Consider the following 16182-nt stretch of genomic DNA (forward strand, 5'->3'; position numbering starts at 1 on the left):
AGCGGGATGACGATGAGCCATCCCACTCGACATCATCAAGCGGGCACCACGCCCAGACTGACTGCAACGAACGCAGGTCCGTTGACGGCAGCGTGCAGGACGATGCCTACGGTGGTGTTCCTTGAACGCTGCACGGCCCAGGGCAGCGCAAAGACGGTGGGCAGCAGGACGAACACCAGTCCCGGGCCGAAGCTGAAATGAAAGCCTGCGTGCAACGCGCCCTGGACGATCCAGGTGGAGCGGCCAAAGACCGGCTCCTGCCGCGGCTGGATGAAACCGCGCCACCAGAGTTCCTCGCCGATGATGTTGACGGCGAAGAACGGAAGCCAGAGCAGAAGAATATGATACTGCGCCGGCTTGAGAGTCGTGGCGGTTAGGAACGGCGGATGCGAAGGCAACTGCGGCCACGCGCTGGCATTGACGAAATACAGGGCCGCCGTCGAGATGGCGATGAAGAAGAACACTGCGCCCGCCAGCCGCCAGTCAGCGGAGGTCATGCGGTTCACCCGCAAATGCTCCAGAACCTTCGGCACCGAGGGCGCAGGCAATGCAACCCAGGCGCCTGCGAGTGCCGCCACGAGAAGCGGCACGAATACCACAGAGCCGGCAAGGAACCATGCGGTCTGCGGCGCCCATCCAATTTGCGTCAGCGACGGTATAATTAAGCTAGTCGCGGCCGCGAGCCAAAGCGCCGGAATGCCGAACAACGTCAGCGACAATGCAAGCCCGATACGCTGTGGGACGGCGGTCGGCGCTTCAGTTGTCATCATGCATCACGCGATTTCGAAACTGCGGAGGCCGCTGCATCAAATGACCGTGTCCTTGGGGAGCGATTGCAGGAACAGCGCGTTTCGGCTGGAAACATAACCCGGGGATCACCACTACCGCGCGGACCTGTCATGTTGTTTCCATCAATCCCCGCATCGCCCGGCTGACAGCAGCGGCTGGCGATTTCGCGGTACATATCCAAATGGCAACGGCTTCGATCAGATGGTGGTGTCGCGCTGCAGGCTTGACCTTTCTGCTTGCCTGTCTGCCCGGTTCGGCGCTAGTTGGCCTTGCCGACACTGATATGGAATCGCGGGTTCGAGACATCGTGGCAGGCAACCTCGCCCCCGAAGTGACGGCTGGTCATCCGGGCGGGGCCGCATCCGCAGTTTACATCGCAGGCCGTGTGGAATTTTTCAATTACGGCTTCGCGGATCAAGCGAAGAAAACGACAATTACGTCGGACACGCTGTTCAATATCGCGTCCATGCGCAAGGTGTTTGAAGCTACGCTGGTGGCGCTCGGAGCGCTTCGTGGCGAATTGAGGTTGGACGATCCCATCGAGAAATACGTCACCGAATTGCGGGGGGATTATATTCGTCGGGTCACGATCGGCGAGCTTGCAAGCCATACGTCTGGCCTGCTGCTGGCAACGGATCACCCGCCCTGGCCCAACGAGACGTACTCGTTGGCCGAGTTTCTCGACATACTCAACGCCTGGACTCCCCATGCCGGCGAGCAGCCGGGCAGGCAGCGCGTCTACACGCACGCCGGCTATGTGCTGTTGCAGCTCGCGCTCGAGCGTCGGTATGGGCTTCCAATCAAGGAGCTCGTCGAAACCCGCATCCTGAAGCCTCTCGGCATGAACTCCACGCTGCTTCCGGACCGCGGGCCGGACAATCGCGCCATCATGAGTCCGGAGTTCATGCAGCGCGCCGTCCAGGGCTATTCCGATGACGGAACGCCAATCGGGCCGCCGGGCAACCAGCAGAGCTATTACCATTTCGCCGGGACCGGACAGATGTTCTCGTCGGCGCGGGATCTGGCGATCTTCCTTGCTGCCTGTGTCGACGGCAGAGCGATCGATCCGCAGTTGCGCGAAGCCTTGCAGATGACGCAGCGCGAGATGTTCCGTGTGAGCGAGATGTTCGGACAGGCGATGGCCTGGGAGAATGTCGACGTCGATGGGGTAAGCATCGTCGACAAGCCGGGCGGTCTCAACAACGCATCGGCCTATATGGGGCTGGTCCCCGCGCGAAAGGTCGGCGTGCTCCTGCTCGCCAACCGCGCCAACTTTCCGACAGAAATGGCTCGCTACCGTATCCTTCCGGCACTATCACGAATGTAGATGGCGCCGAGCTTTCAGCTCAAGCAGTTGGAGTGACGCCCTTGCCAGGCGGTAGCGACTTCCATTGATGCGCGGGTTCTGCCGCTATCTTCTCAGCTCGGCGACCCCCAATTCCGCCCACATCCAGTCGAAGCTGTAACTCGCCATCGCGGGGTTGGATTCGCCGGCCTTCGCGGTCCGGTTTTCCATCATCTTGAGCCAGTCGACGACCTTGGCCTGTCCGCTTTTGGTTTTGACCGCCGCGCGTGGCGACTTGTTTCCGAGCGCCGGGACGGGCTGATCGAGCGTCTCGCGATAGTGCCGGTCCATGGTCTCGTGGATGATAGCGCGGTGCTCTTCGTCCGAAAGATCGAGTTCTTCGGGTTCATCGGCATCGTCTAACGCGATCGCTTGCTCGACGGTCGTGGCCTCGATCGAAGGTTGTCCGATGCGCTTGCCTAGCACCGCCGACAACAACGCGCGTCCCCGTTCCGAACGTTCCTGGGAATTGACCGACAGCAGCAGCGTTCTGCCGTCCAACTCCAGATGGCCGAGCGAGAGCGCGCCGTCATCGAGCGTCGTTTCGACGGTCAGGGGTCCCGACGATCGGGTCCGGGCGGCCGACGACCTGCCGCGCTTCTTCCCGCCAATCCAATTCCATTGCGTTGCGGTGATCGATCGCAGGTCCGCGCACGAATTCAGCACCCTGCGGATCTCATCCTCCGTCGTGCCCTTGGCAAGCGGATAGCCAACCGTGCACAGCAGCAGTTTATCGCCATCGAAATTCCGCAACTCGGGAAGGTCGCGCTGAGCCTGATCAATCGCGTCAACCAGCCACATGCTGGTGAAGGTCGGGCTGGTCGCACGCAGCATTTCGGTTTCGGAAAGGCTGGCGATCACAGCCGCGTCGAATTCCTCTCCGATCGACCTGGCAAGCGCCTGCTTATCCTTCTTGGTGAGTTTCCCCAGTCTGCGAAGGCCGTCGATGAGCTCTTCCGACGACTGATGCTCGTAGGGCAATACGACTCCGCTGATCTGCGTCCGCCCGCCCTCCTGAATGACACGCCCCGCGAAGCGGTCCCATTGTTTGAGGAAGCGGGTTGCCAACCGCTCGCTGATCAGGACCGGCTCGCCGCCGCGCACGAGGTCGCGCGCACGGAACGATTTATCGAGCACGACGTCGCTCACTTCATAGAGGCTCATCACCGAATTCCGCAGTGCGGTGAGATAGGCACGAGTGGATGCCGGTTCTTTCGATCCCCGGTGCTTTAGATAGTCATCGACGATGTTGCTGCCGTCCTCGAACTCCCGCGTCAGCATATCCTCGAAGGCGGAGCCCCAGACGGTGCGCATGAACATGTCCTCGCCGAGGATCGAGACGATCTCGTCCGGCTCGAGGTCGGTGTCGTCGCAAGCGGGCAGTACATGATATTCGAGGACCACCTCAAACCGGTCGCGCCATTCCTCGCGGGTCATCCATTCCATCAGCCCTTCAAGCAAATGCTTGCGTGCCATGTTCCGGCTCCACCGTCCGTTTCTATCCGAGCCGTACTCTATCGTACCGAAGGCAGGCTGCAATTCGTTGGCAGGAAAATCAACAGGCCAGGTCAACGCTGCTCCGGCTCTTGCGCCGGTGGGGCTCTTTTCCGGATCGTAAGCCCATTGGCGTCACACCATTCCCTCAGTGCGGTTTCCGTGGCCCTGTTCTCAAATTCGAACCATCGGTCGAGCGCTTTTCTTCGCTGCAGCAGACCCTTGAAACGCTCATAGGCGCCCCGCTTGCTGAACATCCGCCGGATTTCATCGTATTGTTCCGGGAGAAATTGCCTCGCGAACTCGAACACCAGCGCCTTGCCGAGATCGAGTTCCTTCTTGTGAGGGATCGAGAGATACTTTTCCTCGTCATCGGCATCCTCAGGCCAATCGTCGGCATCGTCGAACAGTTCGGTATGCCAAAGAAATTTGCCGGTCTTCCGGCAGAGGACGGCCTCGTGTATGCCCATCGGCCCGCTACTGACGAACTCGACCGCAAGCTCTAGTTCGTTCCAGTCGATCAGCATCAAGCCCTCCTGCTTGCCCGAGCGACGGTGCTCCCATCTCGCGCTACCTCAATCAAATCGTATCAAGATGCTATTGCTTGATTGGCGCGCCGTTCAGTCCCTCGTCACATGCGCGCCAGGCCTTTGCCCCGCGTTCCACTTGCCGTCGATCGCGCGCTCGATCTGCGCCGCGAGCTGCAGCAACAGCCCGTCATTGGCTTGCTTGGCGATGGCCTGGATGCCGAGCGGCAGGCCGTGCTCGTGGGTGGCGAGCGGCAGCGAGATCGCCGGGATGCCGCAGAGATTGGCGAGCGGGGTAAACGCAAAGTTGCGCCAGAGGTTACCGAACCAGTCCAGCACGTCGGGATTGTCGCTGATCGTGAGATACTCGGTCGTGCCGACCTTCGGCGTCGGCAGCGCGGTGATCGGCGTTAGTATAATATCCCAGTCCTCGAAGAACGCGCCGAAGCCGCGCGAGGTCGTGTTGAACACTGCCTGCATGCGCGCTCGGTCGGCGTAGGACGTGTGCCGGCCATGCTCCCAGATCCGGATGTTGATCGGCTCGATCAGATCCTCCGGCGGCTGTTCGAGGCCGCGCGCGGCCAGCATGTTGGAGATCACGACGGCAAAATTGGAGATGTAGCAGGTGGTCTGCGCCGCGAAGGCTTCGCCATAGTCCAGATCGGGCAGGGCGTAATCGACGTGATGGCCGAGGCCCTCGAGAAAGCGTCCAGCCTTCTGCAGCTCGGCTGCGATATGCGGCGTCGCACGATAATCACCCCACTGGTACGACAGCGCGATTTTCAGCCGGGCAGGATCATGTGTGATCATCCGCGTATACGGCTCCGGCGGACTCCAGAACGGCATGAATTCGCCCGGCGCCGGACCGCGGCAGGCATCGACGAAGGCCGCGGTATCGCGCACCGTGCGCGACTGGCAGCCTTGAATCGAGACCAGCCCGCTCAAATCGGAGAGGTGCGGCGACAGCGAGAACACGCCGCGCGAGACTTTCAGCCCGATATTGCCGTTGACGCCGGCGGGAATCCGGATCGAGCCGCCGCCATCGGTCGCATGCGCGATCGGCACCGCGCCGGCGGCGACCATCGCAGCGCTGCCGGCCGACGATCCGCAGGTGGTGTAGTCGGTGTTCCAGGGGTTGCGGGTAACGTAGACGGCGGGATTGTCGGCCGAGCTGCAGACGCCGAATTCCGGCGTGGTGGTGCGTCCGATCAAATTGAGCCCGGCCGCGCGCATCTTTCTGGTCAGGAACGTGTCGGCGGTGGCACGATTGCCGCGCATGAACAGCGAGCCCATTTCCTGCAGCCGGCCCTTCAATGTCGGACCGAGGTCCTTCATCAGGAACGGTAGTCCGGCAAACGGGCCGTCGAGATTGGTGCCGTCGGTCGCGGGATCGGCGACCGCATCCTCGAACACTTCGACGACAGCCGACAGCGCGGGGTTGACCTTCGCGATGCCGGCGGCGGCCTGCGCCGCCAATTCTTTGGCCGTCAGCTCGCCCTTTGCGACACGCGCGGCCAGTGCGACGCCGTCGTGCTGCGCCCACTCGTCCCAGTTCATCGGCAAATTCATGCAATCGGTCCCCTCGGAAAATAGCTCGGACATTAGAACATGATTGGGGAAAGGCGGAACTGTTTTTCACCGGCCCGCAGATAGGTTCAATGTGATCTTCCCGCTGGCCGATGAGCGGCTGCGTCTTCAGGAATGGAAATCTATGCTGCGCACGATGATGCCGGGAGGAGTGCCTTCAAACTCTCGGGCCAGGAATTTGCGGGACACGCATGCGTCGATCCGGTCCTGCAGCCGCGCGAACTGTTTCTCGCGCGGATCTGCCGGCGTGCGTGGCACGCGTTCAAGACTGTTGCGGCCGAACATCTGTTTGTTCGGCTCGCCTCTCCCGAGAGCCGGGTGAGGTCGACAATCTCAGCGCATATCGGTTTCCTTGGCGCCCGCCGCATTTGGTCGAATAAGCCAGTCAACGCCTTGTATTCGCTGGCTTCGTAGCCACTTCGAGCAGGCAGCTGCCGGAAGGGGCTTTCGAGTGAAGATTCGCGTCGGATTCGAAATGATCTACGATTTCCCGCAGCCGACGCCGATGATCATGGTGCTGGGCACGCACTTCACCCGTGCGTCCGACGTCATCGTGCCGGATTTCCTCACCACCGATCCAGTCGTTGAGATCACCCCCTACCGCGACATGTTTGGCAATTGGTGCAGCCGCATGGTTGCGCCCGCCGGCCGCGTGCGTCTTGCGGCCGACGGCGTCGTTCGCGACAGCGGTCTGCCAGATCCGGTGTTTACTTCCGCCGTTCAGCACGCGATCGAGGATCTGCCCGCGGACACTTTGGTCTATCTGCTCGGCAGCCGCTATTGCGAGACCGACCGGCTTTCGGAAATCGCCTGGCAATTGTTCGAGAAAACGGCGCCGGGCTGGGCGCGAGTTCAGGCGATCTGCGATTTCGTCCATCATCACATCGCCTTCGGATATGAGTATGCTCGCGCCAGCAAGACGGCGTGGGAGGCTTACCAGGAAGGCAAGGGCGTCTGCCGCGACTACGCCCATCTTGCCGTTGCGTTCTGCCGCTGCATGAACATTCCCGCGCGCTATTGCACGGGCTATCTCAGCGACATCGGCACGCCAAAGCCATGGGCTGCAGGCGATTTCGCCGGCTGGTTCGAAGCCTATGTCGGTGGGCGCTGGCGTACTTTCGATCCGCGCAACAACGTGCCAAGGATCGGTCGCATCCTGATTGCGCAGGGCCGCGACGCTTCCGACGTGCCGATCACCCAGACTTTTGGGCCGAACACATTGGTCGGCTTCAAGGTCTGGACCGACGAGGTTGCGTGACGACGGTCGCCGCGCATCGACCTGCTTGATTTGAACTGCGACCAATCGGGAAAGGAAACTCGGATGAAAACGACTCTCGCTGTGCTGGCACTATGCGCATTTGCGTCGGGCGCTCTTGCCGCAGCGCCAGAGTGCCGCGCGATCGAAAACGCCAATGCGCGCCTGTCGTGCTATGACGCCACGTATCCTCCGAAAATGGAAAAATCCGTAGTCTCTGAAAAAGACCCGTCGCGAGCCGCCTACAAAGATCCCTTCAGCGCAGAAGACGCCAGGACCAACGCCAAGCTGAAGAATATCTGCCGCGGTTGCTGAGATGGAGGCGGCCCCGGCTGGTAGAGGGCTTTTCCTTCGCACAGGCGATAACGGCGCGACAGCCAGCTTTGCTAGCTCAACAATGTACGCACCCTCATGGCGGCATCGTAGATCTCGACCTGAAGCATCGGATAAGCGGTCTTTAGCTTTCGACCGGCGACCTCGGCAGCCTCGATCGCGTCAAACTCCGACTTGAAATGGCCGTCGACAATCGTCGCGAACCCTTCGGTCGGGGGCCTGTCGGCCCGCACTGACTTCTTCGGTTCTGGCTCTTCAACTGAAAGCAGGGGTTTCTTCATCATTATTCCTTTCGCGTTCACCGCGATTATTTGATCTGCGTGGAAGCTGGTTTCAAAAGCCGCGGCTGGCGCATCGTCATGCGTGTCCTCCGTCATTGCGGCGTTACCACTGGATAATAACTGCTCCAGCGATCAGGAGACCAAGAACAACTGGTACCAGGATTGGAGGTACCAGCCACTCTCGCAGATCGAATTGTTGGCTGGTGGACACATTAACCGCCCGTCGTGTGGCGGGAGTACAAGACTCTCAGTCACCGATAACAGCCAATGAAGGGGCGGTGATACGTATAGCAGACGCTCTTTTCATGATGATGTCGAGGGAAATTCCAAAGCGCGGTGCGACCCGCATTTCTAAGGAGAGCCCATGGCTCGCGAAACAAGCTACTTCGTTCAGGCATTCAATGCCGGCCGGGGAGGAAACCTGAAAGCCGACGCTCCGATTGCCTGCAAAACGGCAACGGGCGCGCTTCGCACCGCGAAGCGGCTGGCCGAGAGCAAGCTCGGTGTTGTTGCCTTCTCATCCACCAGTGACCCTGAGATGGGCGACTATGACGACGAGCCCACGGTCATCTTCCGCAAGGGAGAGCTGCCATCGGCCTTCGACTGAGATAGGTCCGGCAACTTTCCGCGGATCGGGCCATGTAGATAGCCTCGAGTTGGACGCGACGGGATTACGTCAGCGTCCCTTCCGTGGTCGCGCTCGAGGTTGGGATCTCGAGGTTGGGATAAGGTCAAGTGCGAGCATCGCCACCGGCAGGCGCTCGCGGTTGTCTCCGCGGCGTTTTAGCGCTCGCTATTGCCGCGACGCGAGCCTAGAGTTGATTATCACCGCGTTTCCCACGGCGTCTATCGGTGATTGAGGGCTAGCAACGCTCACGCCCGACGAACGGAGCGCTTTTGTTGTCCCAAGGTTGCTTGGCGGCCGACCGGACCGTCCCGCTGGCAATCGTTCCGCCGCTTCTTCCATTGTTGGTACCGGCCGTGGCATTCCTGCATGGATAGGACGAGCGGACTGCATTACCTGATCAGCGGCAACAATCAATTTGGCCGGGTCAATCTTAGCCGTGCAGCGGCGGGGGCTGCCGTCAAGAAGGCAAAGGAGCTTTTGCAGGAAGGTTATTTGGACGTGAGGATATCCACGCCCCGGGGCCGGATCCTGTTGTCTGATGAGTTCGATCAGCTTGAAGAATAGCGGGGCGCCCACAACAGGTCCGGGAGGCAAGCCATGAGCAGACCCTTCAAGACCGCCGATGAGCTCCAGGATATGATTGTCGAGCAGGCAAGGATTCTCCATGGTCCCTGGCCCTCGGGGATGACGATGTTTGTTTTCGACGATGCTTACGGATGGAGCGCGAGCATCAGTCCGCCAGCGTCCGAGGGTGACAATTTCTATCGCACCCGCACGCTCGATTTGATCAGGACGTTGAAGGTCAGATATGATCTAGACGCGCCTCGGCTCTAGTCGACGACGATATCTAGCCGAATCTGCATTGGTTCCGGCATCACCATCAACCCACGGAGATCGACATGGCTAAAGGCGAGCAAAGAGGCAATCGGGAAGCCAAGAAACCCAAGAAGGAGAAGATCAAGGTAATTGCTGCAGCACCGAGTCAGAAGGCCGGAGGCTGGCAGCCAACCTCAGGTTCCGGCAAGAAGAAATAATGTTCGGTGCTCATTGGTGGGGAGAAACCTGATCTTCTCCCGCGGGTGCATGGCCTATCGGGGCATGCTGAACGGGTTAACCGACGATCGTACACAGCATCAAACCCTTATCAAACGGACCTTCGTCCCCCAGGGATCGGCGGTCTCGATACCGTTCGTAATCGCTGCTGCCGGCGCGCCGGCCTGTCGCAGGCGCTGCTCTTGCGCCTGCAGGATTTCCTCCGACGCGACCTCAAGCGAAAACCATGCAAGTCCCGTGGCGGCACTGTCGCGGGGGCCGGCGCCGGCGCTCTGCCAGACATTGATGCCGAGGTGGTGGTGATAGCGCCCCGACGACAGGAACGCGGCGCCGGTGCGCTTGCGGGTCGGGTCGAAGCCGATGGCGGCGCGATAGAAGCGGTCGGCCTGTTCGAGATCGCCGACGCGCAGGTGCATGTGGCCGATGCGAAGGCCGTCGGGAGCGCCGGCATAGTTGGAGATGCGCGGATTTGTCAGCGTCAGCAGGCCGTCGGTGTCGAGCGGGTCGGTCGCCATCGCGACCATGCCGCCATCCCATTTCCAGCTTTCGGGCGCGCGGTCGGCGTAGACCTCGATGCCGTTGCCTTCGGGATCGTCGAGATAGACGGACTCGCTGACGAGGTGATCGGCAAATCCGGAGAGCGGCACTTTGTTCGTCGCGGCGTGCACCAGCCAGCGCGCGAGATCCTTGCGGGTCGGCATCAGGAAGGCGGTGTGATAAAGGCCCGCGGCATTCCGCGCCGCGGTGGCGGCGCCCGCGCGCAGGGTGAGATCGAGCAGCGGCACGCCACCCGCGCCGAGACGGGCGCCGGTAGCCGTGCGCTGCATGACGGTGAGCCCGATGGCGTCGCGATAGTAATTGGTGACGAGATCGAGGTTACGCACGCGCAAGGTCACCATGCCGATCCGCATCGGCGTGCGGTTGGCGAAGGTCGGCCCGGCAGCGCCATCGGCCGCTCCTTCCGCCAGCGCTGCCGCCGTGGCTGCCGCGCTCAACGACGAGGCGCCGGCGAGGTGAAGGAGGGTACGGCGGGTCAGGTCGATGCTCATGACAGCTCCGTTTTTCGATCGGCTCAGCGAAGCAAATCCCGCGCCGGTTCTATGCTCCGCAACGTCGCAACAGGGCCGGCCGGGCTATCGTTGCAGCAGAACGTTTTGCTCCGAGCAAGCTATTTTTCAGCCACCCGTAGCCACCGGTAGGGTGGGCAAAGGCGCTCTTCGCGCGGTGCCCACCATCTATCATCGAGCACGTTTCCCGATGGTGGTGGGCACGCTTCGCTTTTGCCCACCCTACGGGACACGAACTGATTTGCCGCGCACGCAAGCGCAATTTCGTGCAGCGGCTTGCGACAAGACAACGCGACGGGCAAATCACTTCTGATTTTCCGAAATCGTGTCAAGCCCGGGAATCAAAAATATTTCGCTTAACGCGAGAGGCAAATCAGCCGCATAACTCCGCCCGTCTCACCCATTGAGGGGCGCTCGCGATCGTCACGACCGTGCGGTGAGATGCGATGGACGCGGATGGCGCACTAGACGTACGCGCCGGAAGCGTACGGCGAAGTCGTGTGGTTCGGGCGCCGCGGTGCTGGCGTTAAGTTGGCGGGAAGTGTCCCGCCGACGACGGAGGCAAAAGAGCCGTTCTCCGGGGAGAGCACGTTATAAGCCGTAAAGCCATTGCGCAGGGAAGGCCGGGATGCTCCCGCTGTACCTGTATGCTCGTGTGCGTGTTCTTGATGCGCAATGGCACACGAGACCGCGGGTGCAGCCAGCACCCGGTCTTCCCTGCGCCCTCTGTTTGAGAGGGCGGGAAAAGAAGAGCAAAGCTCGGGCAGTTCATGTCGCGAGATCGCCGACCCACACTCAATTGTCATCGCCCGGCTTGACCGGGCGACCCAGGTATCCCAGAGACGCCAGTGATAGAACCGAGAAGCCGCGGCGTACTGGATCCCCGCCTTCGCGGGGATGACAGCTTCGTAAGTGGCGCGCTGTGTGAGACGACGGTCGGTCAGCTACGCCCCCGCCGGCACCTGATCGAGGAAGCCGGTGATGCTGCGGATGCGGCCGTCGCTGAGGACTGCGAAGTCCGTTCCCTTGATCGGGCTGTCGCCGCCGTCGGGGCCGAGGCCCCAGGAGAAGCGGACGTGGTCGCCAAAGCCATTGGGCTCGCCGATCAGCCTGAACCTGAAATCCGGAAACTTTTGCTGCACGCCCGCGATCAGCGCGTCCACGCCGTCATGCCCATCGCCCGACATCAGCGGGTCGACATACCGGGCATCGCTGGTCCAGTTCTGGCTGAGAATTTCGCGGCGGCGGCTTGGCGTCCGCTCGTTCCACAGATCGATGTAGCTGCGGGCGATTTTGTTGATGTCGGTCATCGTGCTCTCCTTCGTCTCGGCCGAATGGGCCGGCTGGCCGACTATCGAAAAATCCGGCGCGCCAATCGATTACCTCAGAGGTCAAGGATTTCGATTTTTGGCAATCATGAATCTTGCGGATGCGGTGCTGACCTATTTCCGCCGATCGATCGGGCTAGGGCCTGCGCCGGATCTGGCGTAAAAGCATGCGACCTCGGCTCTTGCCGTCCTCATCATGGTGGGACGATCAATCAGGGAACGGGCGTGGCAGAGAAACCCAAGATGCCGGAGATGCCGAAGCAACATGCGGGCGCCGATTGGGCGCAGCAGGTATGGCTGTGGCCGCTGGAGGCGGCGCGATTGGCGCTCGACAGCTACGCGCAATGGTTCGCCGATCCCAAGCCCGCGCCTTCCCGCGCGCCGGAGCAGATGCCGCTGGCCTGGACCACGCCAAACGTCGTGGCGTTGCAACTTCCGTCGATGCGGCTGCGGGCTTTTTCGCGAGGCAATGCGGGGCAGCCGGTGCTCGTTTGCGCGCCCTATGCGCTGCACGGCGCGCTGGCTGCGGACTTCGCGCCGGGCCACAGTCTGGTCGGGGCGCTGCAACGCGACGGCATGAACCGCATCTATGTCACGGACTGGCGCTCGGCGACGCCGGAAATGCGCCATCTGTCGATCGACAATTATCTGGCCGAACTCAATGTCGCGATCGACGAAATCGGCGCGCCGGTCGATCTTGTCGGCCTGTGCCAGGGTGGGTGGCTGTCGCTGGTCTATGCCGCTCGTTTTCCCGGCAAGGTGCGGCGGCTGGTGCTCGCCGGTGCGCCGGTCGATGTATCCGCGCCGTCAGAACTCTCGAAGATGGTGGCCGCACTTCCGCAGGCGGCTTTCGAGCAGATGGTGCAGCAGGGTGAAGGGATCGTGAACGGCGAGCACATGCTGCGATTCTGGAACATTCCGTTCAGCCAGCATGACGTCGAAGCCGTGCTGCAAAGGAATCTTCACGACGGATCGGACGAGGCGCGCATGCTGTCGGACCGTTTCAAGCGCTGGGATCGCGAGACGCTGGATCTGCCGGGAGCCTATTATCTCGAGGTGACCGACCGCGTGTTTCGTCAGAACCAGATCGCCGAAGGGCGCTTCGTCGCGCTCGGCCGCAGGATCGATCCCGCCGAGCTGCGCGTGCCGGTCTTCCTGCTGGCGGGAGAGAACGACATCGTTGTCCCGCCCGATCAGGCGTTCGCAACCGCGCGGCTGTTGGGCACGCCGCCGGCGTGGCTGGAACGGGCGTCCGAGCGATGCGGTCATCTCGGCCTTTTCATGGGGCGCAGGGCCTTGCGCCATTCCTGGCACCGGATCGCCCGGTGGCTTCAGGCTGACATCGGCGATGTCACAGGCGCACGGATCAGCGCGTGAGAGGCAGATGAAAATGCCCCGGATTGCGTCTGCAATCCGGGGCAGCAAGACGGTTAGCGGCCGGCTGACGTTACTTCGCCGCGACCACCATGATCTCGACATTGTACTGCGGCGCGGCCAGCTTGGCCTCGACGGTGGCGCGCGCCGGCGTGTTGCCGGCCGATACCCAGCCGTCCCACACCGCGTTCATCTCGGGAAAGGTCTTCATGTCGGTGATGTAGATCGTGGCTGACAAGAGCTTCGACTTGTCGGTGCCGGCCTTGGCGAGATGGCCGTCGATGATCGAGAGAATGTCCTGAGTCTGCTCGGTTACGCTCTTGCCGGCGGCCTTGCCGGCAACGACGCCCGCGAGATAGACGGTGTTGCCGTGGACGACGGCCTGGCTCATGCGAGGTCCGGTTTCGAAGCGCTGGATGGTCATATTGTTCTCCTGATAGGGGGGCGGCGGTTACTTAGCGCGCTCGTGTCCCATTCGCCACTGCGTTATTTGCATTGAGCTTGGAGCCGCCATGCCGGGACAAGTCCGGCCATCACGGCAAGAAATCAGGAAGCCGCCTTTGCCGCTGCGCGTCCCGCGTTCCTGCCTGAGAACAGGCAGCCGCCGAGGAAGGTGCCTTCCAGCGAGCGGTAGCCATGCATGCCGCCGCCACCGAATCCGGCGGCTTCGCCGGCGGCGTACAGGCCCCTGATGACCTCGCCGTTGGCGCCGAATACGCGGGAGTCGAGATCGGTTTCGAAACCGCCCAGCGTCTTGCGCGTCAAAATGTTGAGCTTGACTGCGATCAGCGGGCCGTGTTCGGGGTCGAGAATTTTGTGCGGCTTTGCGGTGCGGATCAATTTGTCGCCGATATAGCGGCGCGCATTGTGCAGGTTCATCACCTGCGCGTCCTTGACATAGGGGTTGGTGATCTCGCGGTCGCGCGCCTCGATTTGCGCCTTGATGTGATCGTGCTTGAGCAGGTCGTTGCCGGCGAGTGCGTTCATCGCGCCGATGAGGTCGCCGAGATTGTCGCGCACGATGAAATCGGCGCCGTTCTGCTTGAACGCTTCCACCGGCGCCGGCGCACCCTTGTTGGTGGCGCGCTTGATCGTCATGCGCCAGCTCTTGCCTGTGAGGTCGGGATTCTGCTCGGAGCCGGAGAGCGCGAACTCCTTCTTGATGATGCTCTGGGTCAGGATGAACCAGGAGTAATCGTAGCCGGTCGACATGATGTATTGCAGTTGGCCGAGCGTGTCGGAGCCGGGGAAGAGCGGGGCGGGCAGGCGCTTGCCCGTGGCGTCGAACCACATCGAGGAGGGACCGGGCAGGATACGGATGCCATGGCGCGGCCAGATCGGGTTCCAGTTCCGGATGCCCTCGACGTAGTGCCACATCCGATCGCGGTTGATCAGCCGCGCGCCGGCGGCCTCGGTGATGCCGATCATGCGGCCGTCGACATGTTCGGGCACGCCGGAGATCATGAATTTCGGCGGCGCGCCCAGACGCTTCGGCCAGTTCTGCCGGACCATGTCGTGATTGCCGCCGATGCCGCCGGAAGCGACGATCACGGCCTGCGCACGCAGCGTGAAATCGCCGACGACCTGGCGCGAGGAGCTCTTGCCGCGCTCGACGCTATCGGGCTCGAGCACGGAGCCGCCGACCCCCTCGACCGCGCCGTTCGTCATCACGAGTGTGTCGACGCGGTGGCGGAACTTGAACGTTAACCGGCCATTTTTTTGCGCTTCGCGCGCGCGGCGCTCGAACGGCTCGACGATGCCGGGGCCGGTGCCCCAGGTGACGTGAAAGCGCGGCACCGAATTGCCGTGGCCCATCGCGTCATAGCCGCCGCGCTCGGCCCAGCCGACCACCGGAAAAATACGGTGGCCCATCGCGCGCAGCCAGTCGCGCTTCTCGCCGGCCGCGAACGCGACATAGGCTTCCGCCCATCGCTTCGGCCAATGGTCGTCGTCGCGGTCGAAGCCCGCGGTGCCCATCCAATCCTGCAATGCGAGATCAAACGAATCCTTAATGCCGAGCCGGCGCTGTTCGGGAGAGTCGACGAGAAACAATCCGCCGAACGACCAAAAGGCTTGTCCGCCAAGGCTTTGTTCGCCTTCCTGGTCGACGACAATGACCCGCTTGCCGGCATCTGCGATCTCCGTCGCCGCGACCAGCCCCGCCAAGCCACCGCCGACCACAATTACGTCTGCATCGTCAGCCATCGTTTCCTCCCCCGTGCCGTTTTTGATTCAAGCCCGCGTCCTCGCGCGCGGTCAACGGCAAACGGACTCTTGTCTGTGACTGCATCGCTGCGGCAAAGGGCTGCTTGTTCCAGTTTGGGACCTTTACGCGCGGAGGGTGCAGCGGCCAGGCAACACTTAATTTGAATTTGTTTTGACTGGCTGTGGCTGCCTAGACAAAATCACGATCTCAAACGACGCTACGCCACGTCTTGCATCACGAAGACGATCAGATTCGGTTTCGACATTTTTGACTGGGGCGGGATATGAAGCTGGTGACGGGGTTGCTTGCCGCGGTGCTGCTGCTGGCGGGAGTGGGGGCGAGCCAGGCGGTGGTGCGGATCGCGGATGACCGCGGCGGCCGGATCGGCACCTATGTCGACAAATACCAGGGCCTGCGTACCTCGGGCGAAACCGTGATCATCGACGGCCTGTGCGCCTCGGCCTGCACCATCGTGCTCGGCGCGGTTCCCCATGACCGGATCTGCGTAACCTCGCACGCCAATCTCGGCTTCCATGCCGCCTGGGATTTCGGCGCCAACGGCCGTGCCATCACCAACCCCGAAGCAACCCAGATGCTGTATTCGATGTATCCGCCGCCGGTACGGAGGTGGATTGCAGCGCGCGGTGGCCTGACCCAGCGCATGCTCTTCCTGCGCGGCAAGCAGCTTCAGGCGATGTACCGGCCCTGCTACCTCGACGCCCAGGCCTCCTCGAACAAGCCGGCTCCGCGCTGAACCGAACGGCCGTTTCGCCAAAAGTAGCGCGGTGGCCGGGCTTGTCCCGGCCATTTGCTTTTTGTGCACCTCTCGCCCCACTTGGCCTCGACATGACGTGATGTTGGGCACGGGCCATTCCGCTTGCTTGCACCGGTAACTGACCCTATCTGAACCCCATG

General features: G+C 62.1%; 20 protein-coding genes. 10 read left to right on the forward strand and 10 right to left on the reverse strand.

Going from position 1 to position 16182, the window contains the following annotated elements; translation table 11 throughout:
* Positions 1–35 precede the first annotated feature (35 nt).
* A complete protein-coding gene (locus V1277_RS17565; protein ID WP_334417408.1) occupies positions 36–770 on the reverse strand; it encodes a CPBP family intramembrane glutamic endopeptidase in 735 nt (244 codons plus the stop codon).
* 326 nt (positions 771–1096) lie between these two features.
* Between V1277_RS17565 and V1277_RS17570 the strand changes: the two genes are divergently transcribed.
* Complete coding sequence (locus tag V1277_RS17570; protein WP_334417409.1) at positions 1097–2116, forward strand: serine hydrolase; 1020 nt, start codon at positions 1097–1099, stop codon at positions 2114–2116.
* Positions 2117–2200: 84 nt separating this feature from the next.
* Here the strand turns inward: V1277_RS17570 and V1277_RS17575 are convergent, their stop codons facing one another.
* The 4 genes from V1277_RS17575 to V1277_RS17590 all read right to left on the reverse strand — a co-directional run bounded on the left by V1277_RS17575 (position 2201) and on the right by V1277_RS17590 (position 6027).
* Entirely contained in the window at positions 2201–3610 is a 1410-nt protein-coding gene (locus tag V1277_RS17575; protein WP_334417410.1) for a hypothetical protein, read from the reverse strand.
* A gap of 92 nt (positions 3611–3702) precedes the next feature.
* On the reverse strand, positions 3703–4155 hold the full coding sequence (locus tag V1277_RS17580; protein ID WP_334417411.1) for a hypothetical protein: 453 nt from the start codon (positions 4153–4155) through the stop codon (positions 3703–3705).
* A gap of 93 nt (positions 4156–4248) precedes the next feature.
* Entirely contained in the window at positions 4249–5724 is a 1476-nt protein-coding gene (locus tag V1277_RS17585) for an amidase (protein WP_334417412.1), read from the reverse strand.
* Between the two features lie 126 nt (positions 5725–5850).
* On the reverse strand, positions 5851–6027 hold the full coding sequence (locus V1277_RS17590) for a hypothetical protein (RefSeq protein ID WP_334417413.1): 177 nt from the start codon (positions 6025–6027) through the stop codon (positions 5851–5853).
* A gap of 166 nt (positions 6028–6193) precedes the next feature.
* Between V1277_RS17590 and V1277_RS17595 the strand changes: the two genes are divergently transcribed.
* Positions 6194–7000, forward strand: coding sequence for a transglutaminase-like domain-containing protein (locus V1277_RS17595; protein WP_334417414.1), 807 nt, complete (start codon positions 6194–6196; stop codon positions 6998–7000).
* Positions 7001–7063: 63 nt separating this feature from the next.
* The gene (locus V1277_RS17600; protein WP_334417415.1) at positions 7064–7312 is read left to right on the forward strand and encodes a type VI secretion system-associated protein TagO; all 249 of its coding nucleotides are present in this window, start codon (positions 7064–7066) and stop codon (positions 7310–7312) included.
* A 71-nt stretch (positions 7313–7383) separates the two neighbouring features.
* Here the strand turns inward: V1277_RS17600 and V1277_RS17605 are convergent, their stop codons facing one another.
* A complete protein-coding gene (locus tag V1277_RS17605; RefSeq protein WP_334417416.1) occupies positions 7384–7707 on the reverse strand; it encodes a hypothetical protein in 324 nt (107 codons plus the stop codon).
* A 268-nt stretch (positions 7708–7975) separates the two neighbouring features.
* Here V1277_RS17605 and V1277_RS17610 point away from each other — a divergent pair, with 268 nt between their 5' ends.
* From V1277_RS17610 to V1277_RS17625, 4 genes are all read left to right on the forward strand, one after another.
* Positions 7976–8218 carry a hypothetical protein gene (locus tag V1277_RS17610; protein ID WP_334417417.1) on the forward strand — a complete coding sequence of 81 codons (243 nt, stop codon included), beginning with the start codon at positions 7976–7978 and terminating at the stop codon, positions 8216–8218.
* A gap of 387 nt (positions 8219–8605) precedes the next feature.
* Positions 8606–8803 carry a hypothetical protein gene (locus V1277_RS17615; protein ID WP_334417418.1) on the forward strand — a complete coding sequence of 66 codons (198 nt, stop codon included), beginning with the start codon at positions 8606–8608 and terminating at the stop codon, positions 8801–8803.
* A 33-nt stretch (positions 8804–8836) separates the two neighbouring features.
* The gene (locus V1277_RS17620; RefSeq protein ID WP_334417419.1) at positions 8837–9073 is read left to right on the forward strand and encodes a hypothetical protein; all 237 of its coding nucleotides are present in this window, start codon (positions 8837–8839) and stop codon (positions 9071–9073) included.
* A gap of 65 nt (positions 9074–9138) precedes the next feature.
* On the forward strand, positions 9139–9273 hold the full coding sequence (locus V1277_RS17625; RefSeq protein WP_334366323.1) for a hypothetical protein: 135 nt from the start codon (positions 9139–9141) through the stop codon (positions 9271–9273).
* A gap of 99 nt (positions 9274–9372) precedes the next feature.
* Here the strand turns inward: V1277_RS17625 and V1277_RS17630 are convergent, their stop codons facing one another.
* Positions 9373–10341, reverse strand: coding sequence for a VOC family protein (locus tag V1277_RS17630; RefSeq protein WP_334417420.1), 969 nt, complete (start codon positions 10339–10341; stop codon positions 9373–9375).
* Positions 10342–11303: 962 nt separating this feature from the next.
* Complete coding sequence (locus V1277_RS17635; protein ID WP_334417421.1) at positions 11304–11669, reverse strand: nuclear transport factor 2 family protein; 366 nt, start codon at positions 11667–11669, stop codon at positions 11304–11306.
* Here V1277_RS17635 and V1277_RS17640 point away from each other — a divergent pair.
* Both V1277_RS17640 and V1277_RS17645 read left to right on the forward strand, forming a co-directional pair.
* Positions 11659–11850 (forward strand): hypothetical protein, encoded by a 192-nt coding sequence (locus V1277_RS17640; protein ID WP_334417422.1) that lies wholly within the window; start codon positions 11659–11661, stop codon positions 11848–11850. The two genes, V1277_RS17635 and V1277_RS17640, sit on opposite strands and share 11 nt — an antisense overlap.
* Before the next feature lie 80 nt (positions 11851–11930).
* Positions 11931–13064 (forward strand): alpha/beta fold hydrolase, encoded by a 1134-nt coding sequence (locus tag V1277_RS17645; RefSeq protein ID WP_442894585.1) that lies wholly within the window; start codon positions 11931–11933, stop codon positions 13062–13064.
* A gap of 70 nt (positions 13065–13134) precedes the next feature.
* Here the strand turns inward: V1277_RS17645 and V1277_RS17650 are convergent, their stop codons facing one another.
* Both V1277_RS17650 and V1277_RS17655 read right to left on the reverse strand, forming a co-directional pair.
* Positions 13135–13485 carry a RidA family protein gene (locus tag V1277_RS17650; protein ID WP_028347975.1) on the reverse strand — a complete coding sequence of 117 codons (351 nt, stop codon included), beginning with the start codon at positions 13483–13485 and terminating at the stop codon, positions 13135–13137.
* Between the two features lie 122 nt (positions 13486–13607).
* A complete protein-coding gene (locus V1277_RS17655) occupies positions 13608–15266 on the reverse strand; it encodes an FAD-binding dehydrogenase (RefSeq protein WP_334417423.1) in 1659 nt (552 codons plus the stop codon).
* 284 nt (positions 15267–15550) lie between these two features.
* On the opposite strand from V1277_RS17655, the gene V1277_RS17660 reads away from it, so the two are divergent.
* Positions 15551–16021 carry a hypothetical protein gene (locus tag V1277_RS17660; protein WP_334417424.1) on the forward strand — a complete coding sequence of 157 codons (471 nt, stop codon included), beginning with the start codon at positions 15551–15553 and terminating at the stop codon, positions 16019–16021.
* Positions 16022–16182: the final 161 nt, after the last annotated feature.

It is taken from the genome of Bradyrhizobium sp. AZCC 1588, from assembly GCF_036924735.1.
Lineage (GTDB): Bacteria > Pseudomonadota > Alphaproteobacteria > Rhizobiales > Xanthobacteraceae > Bradyrhizobium.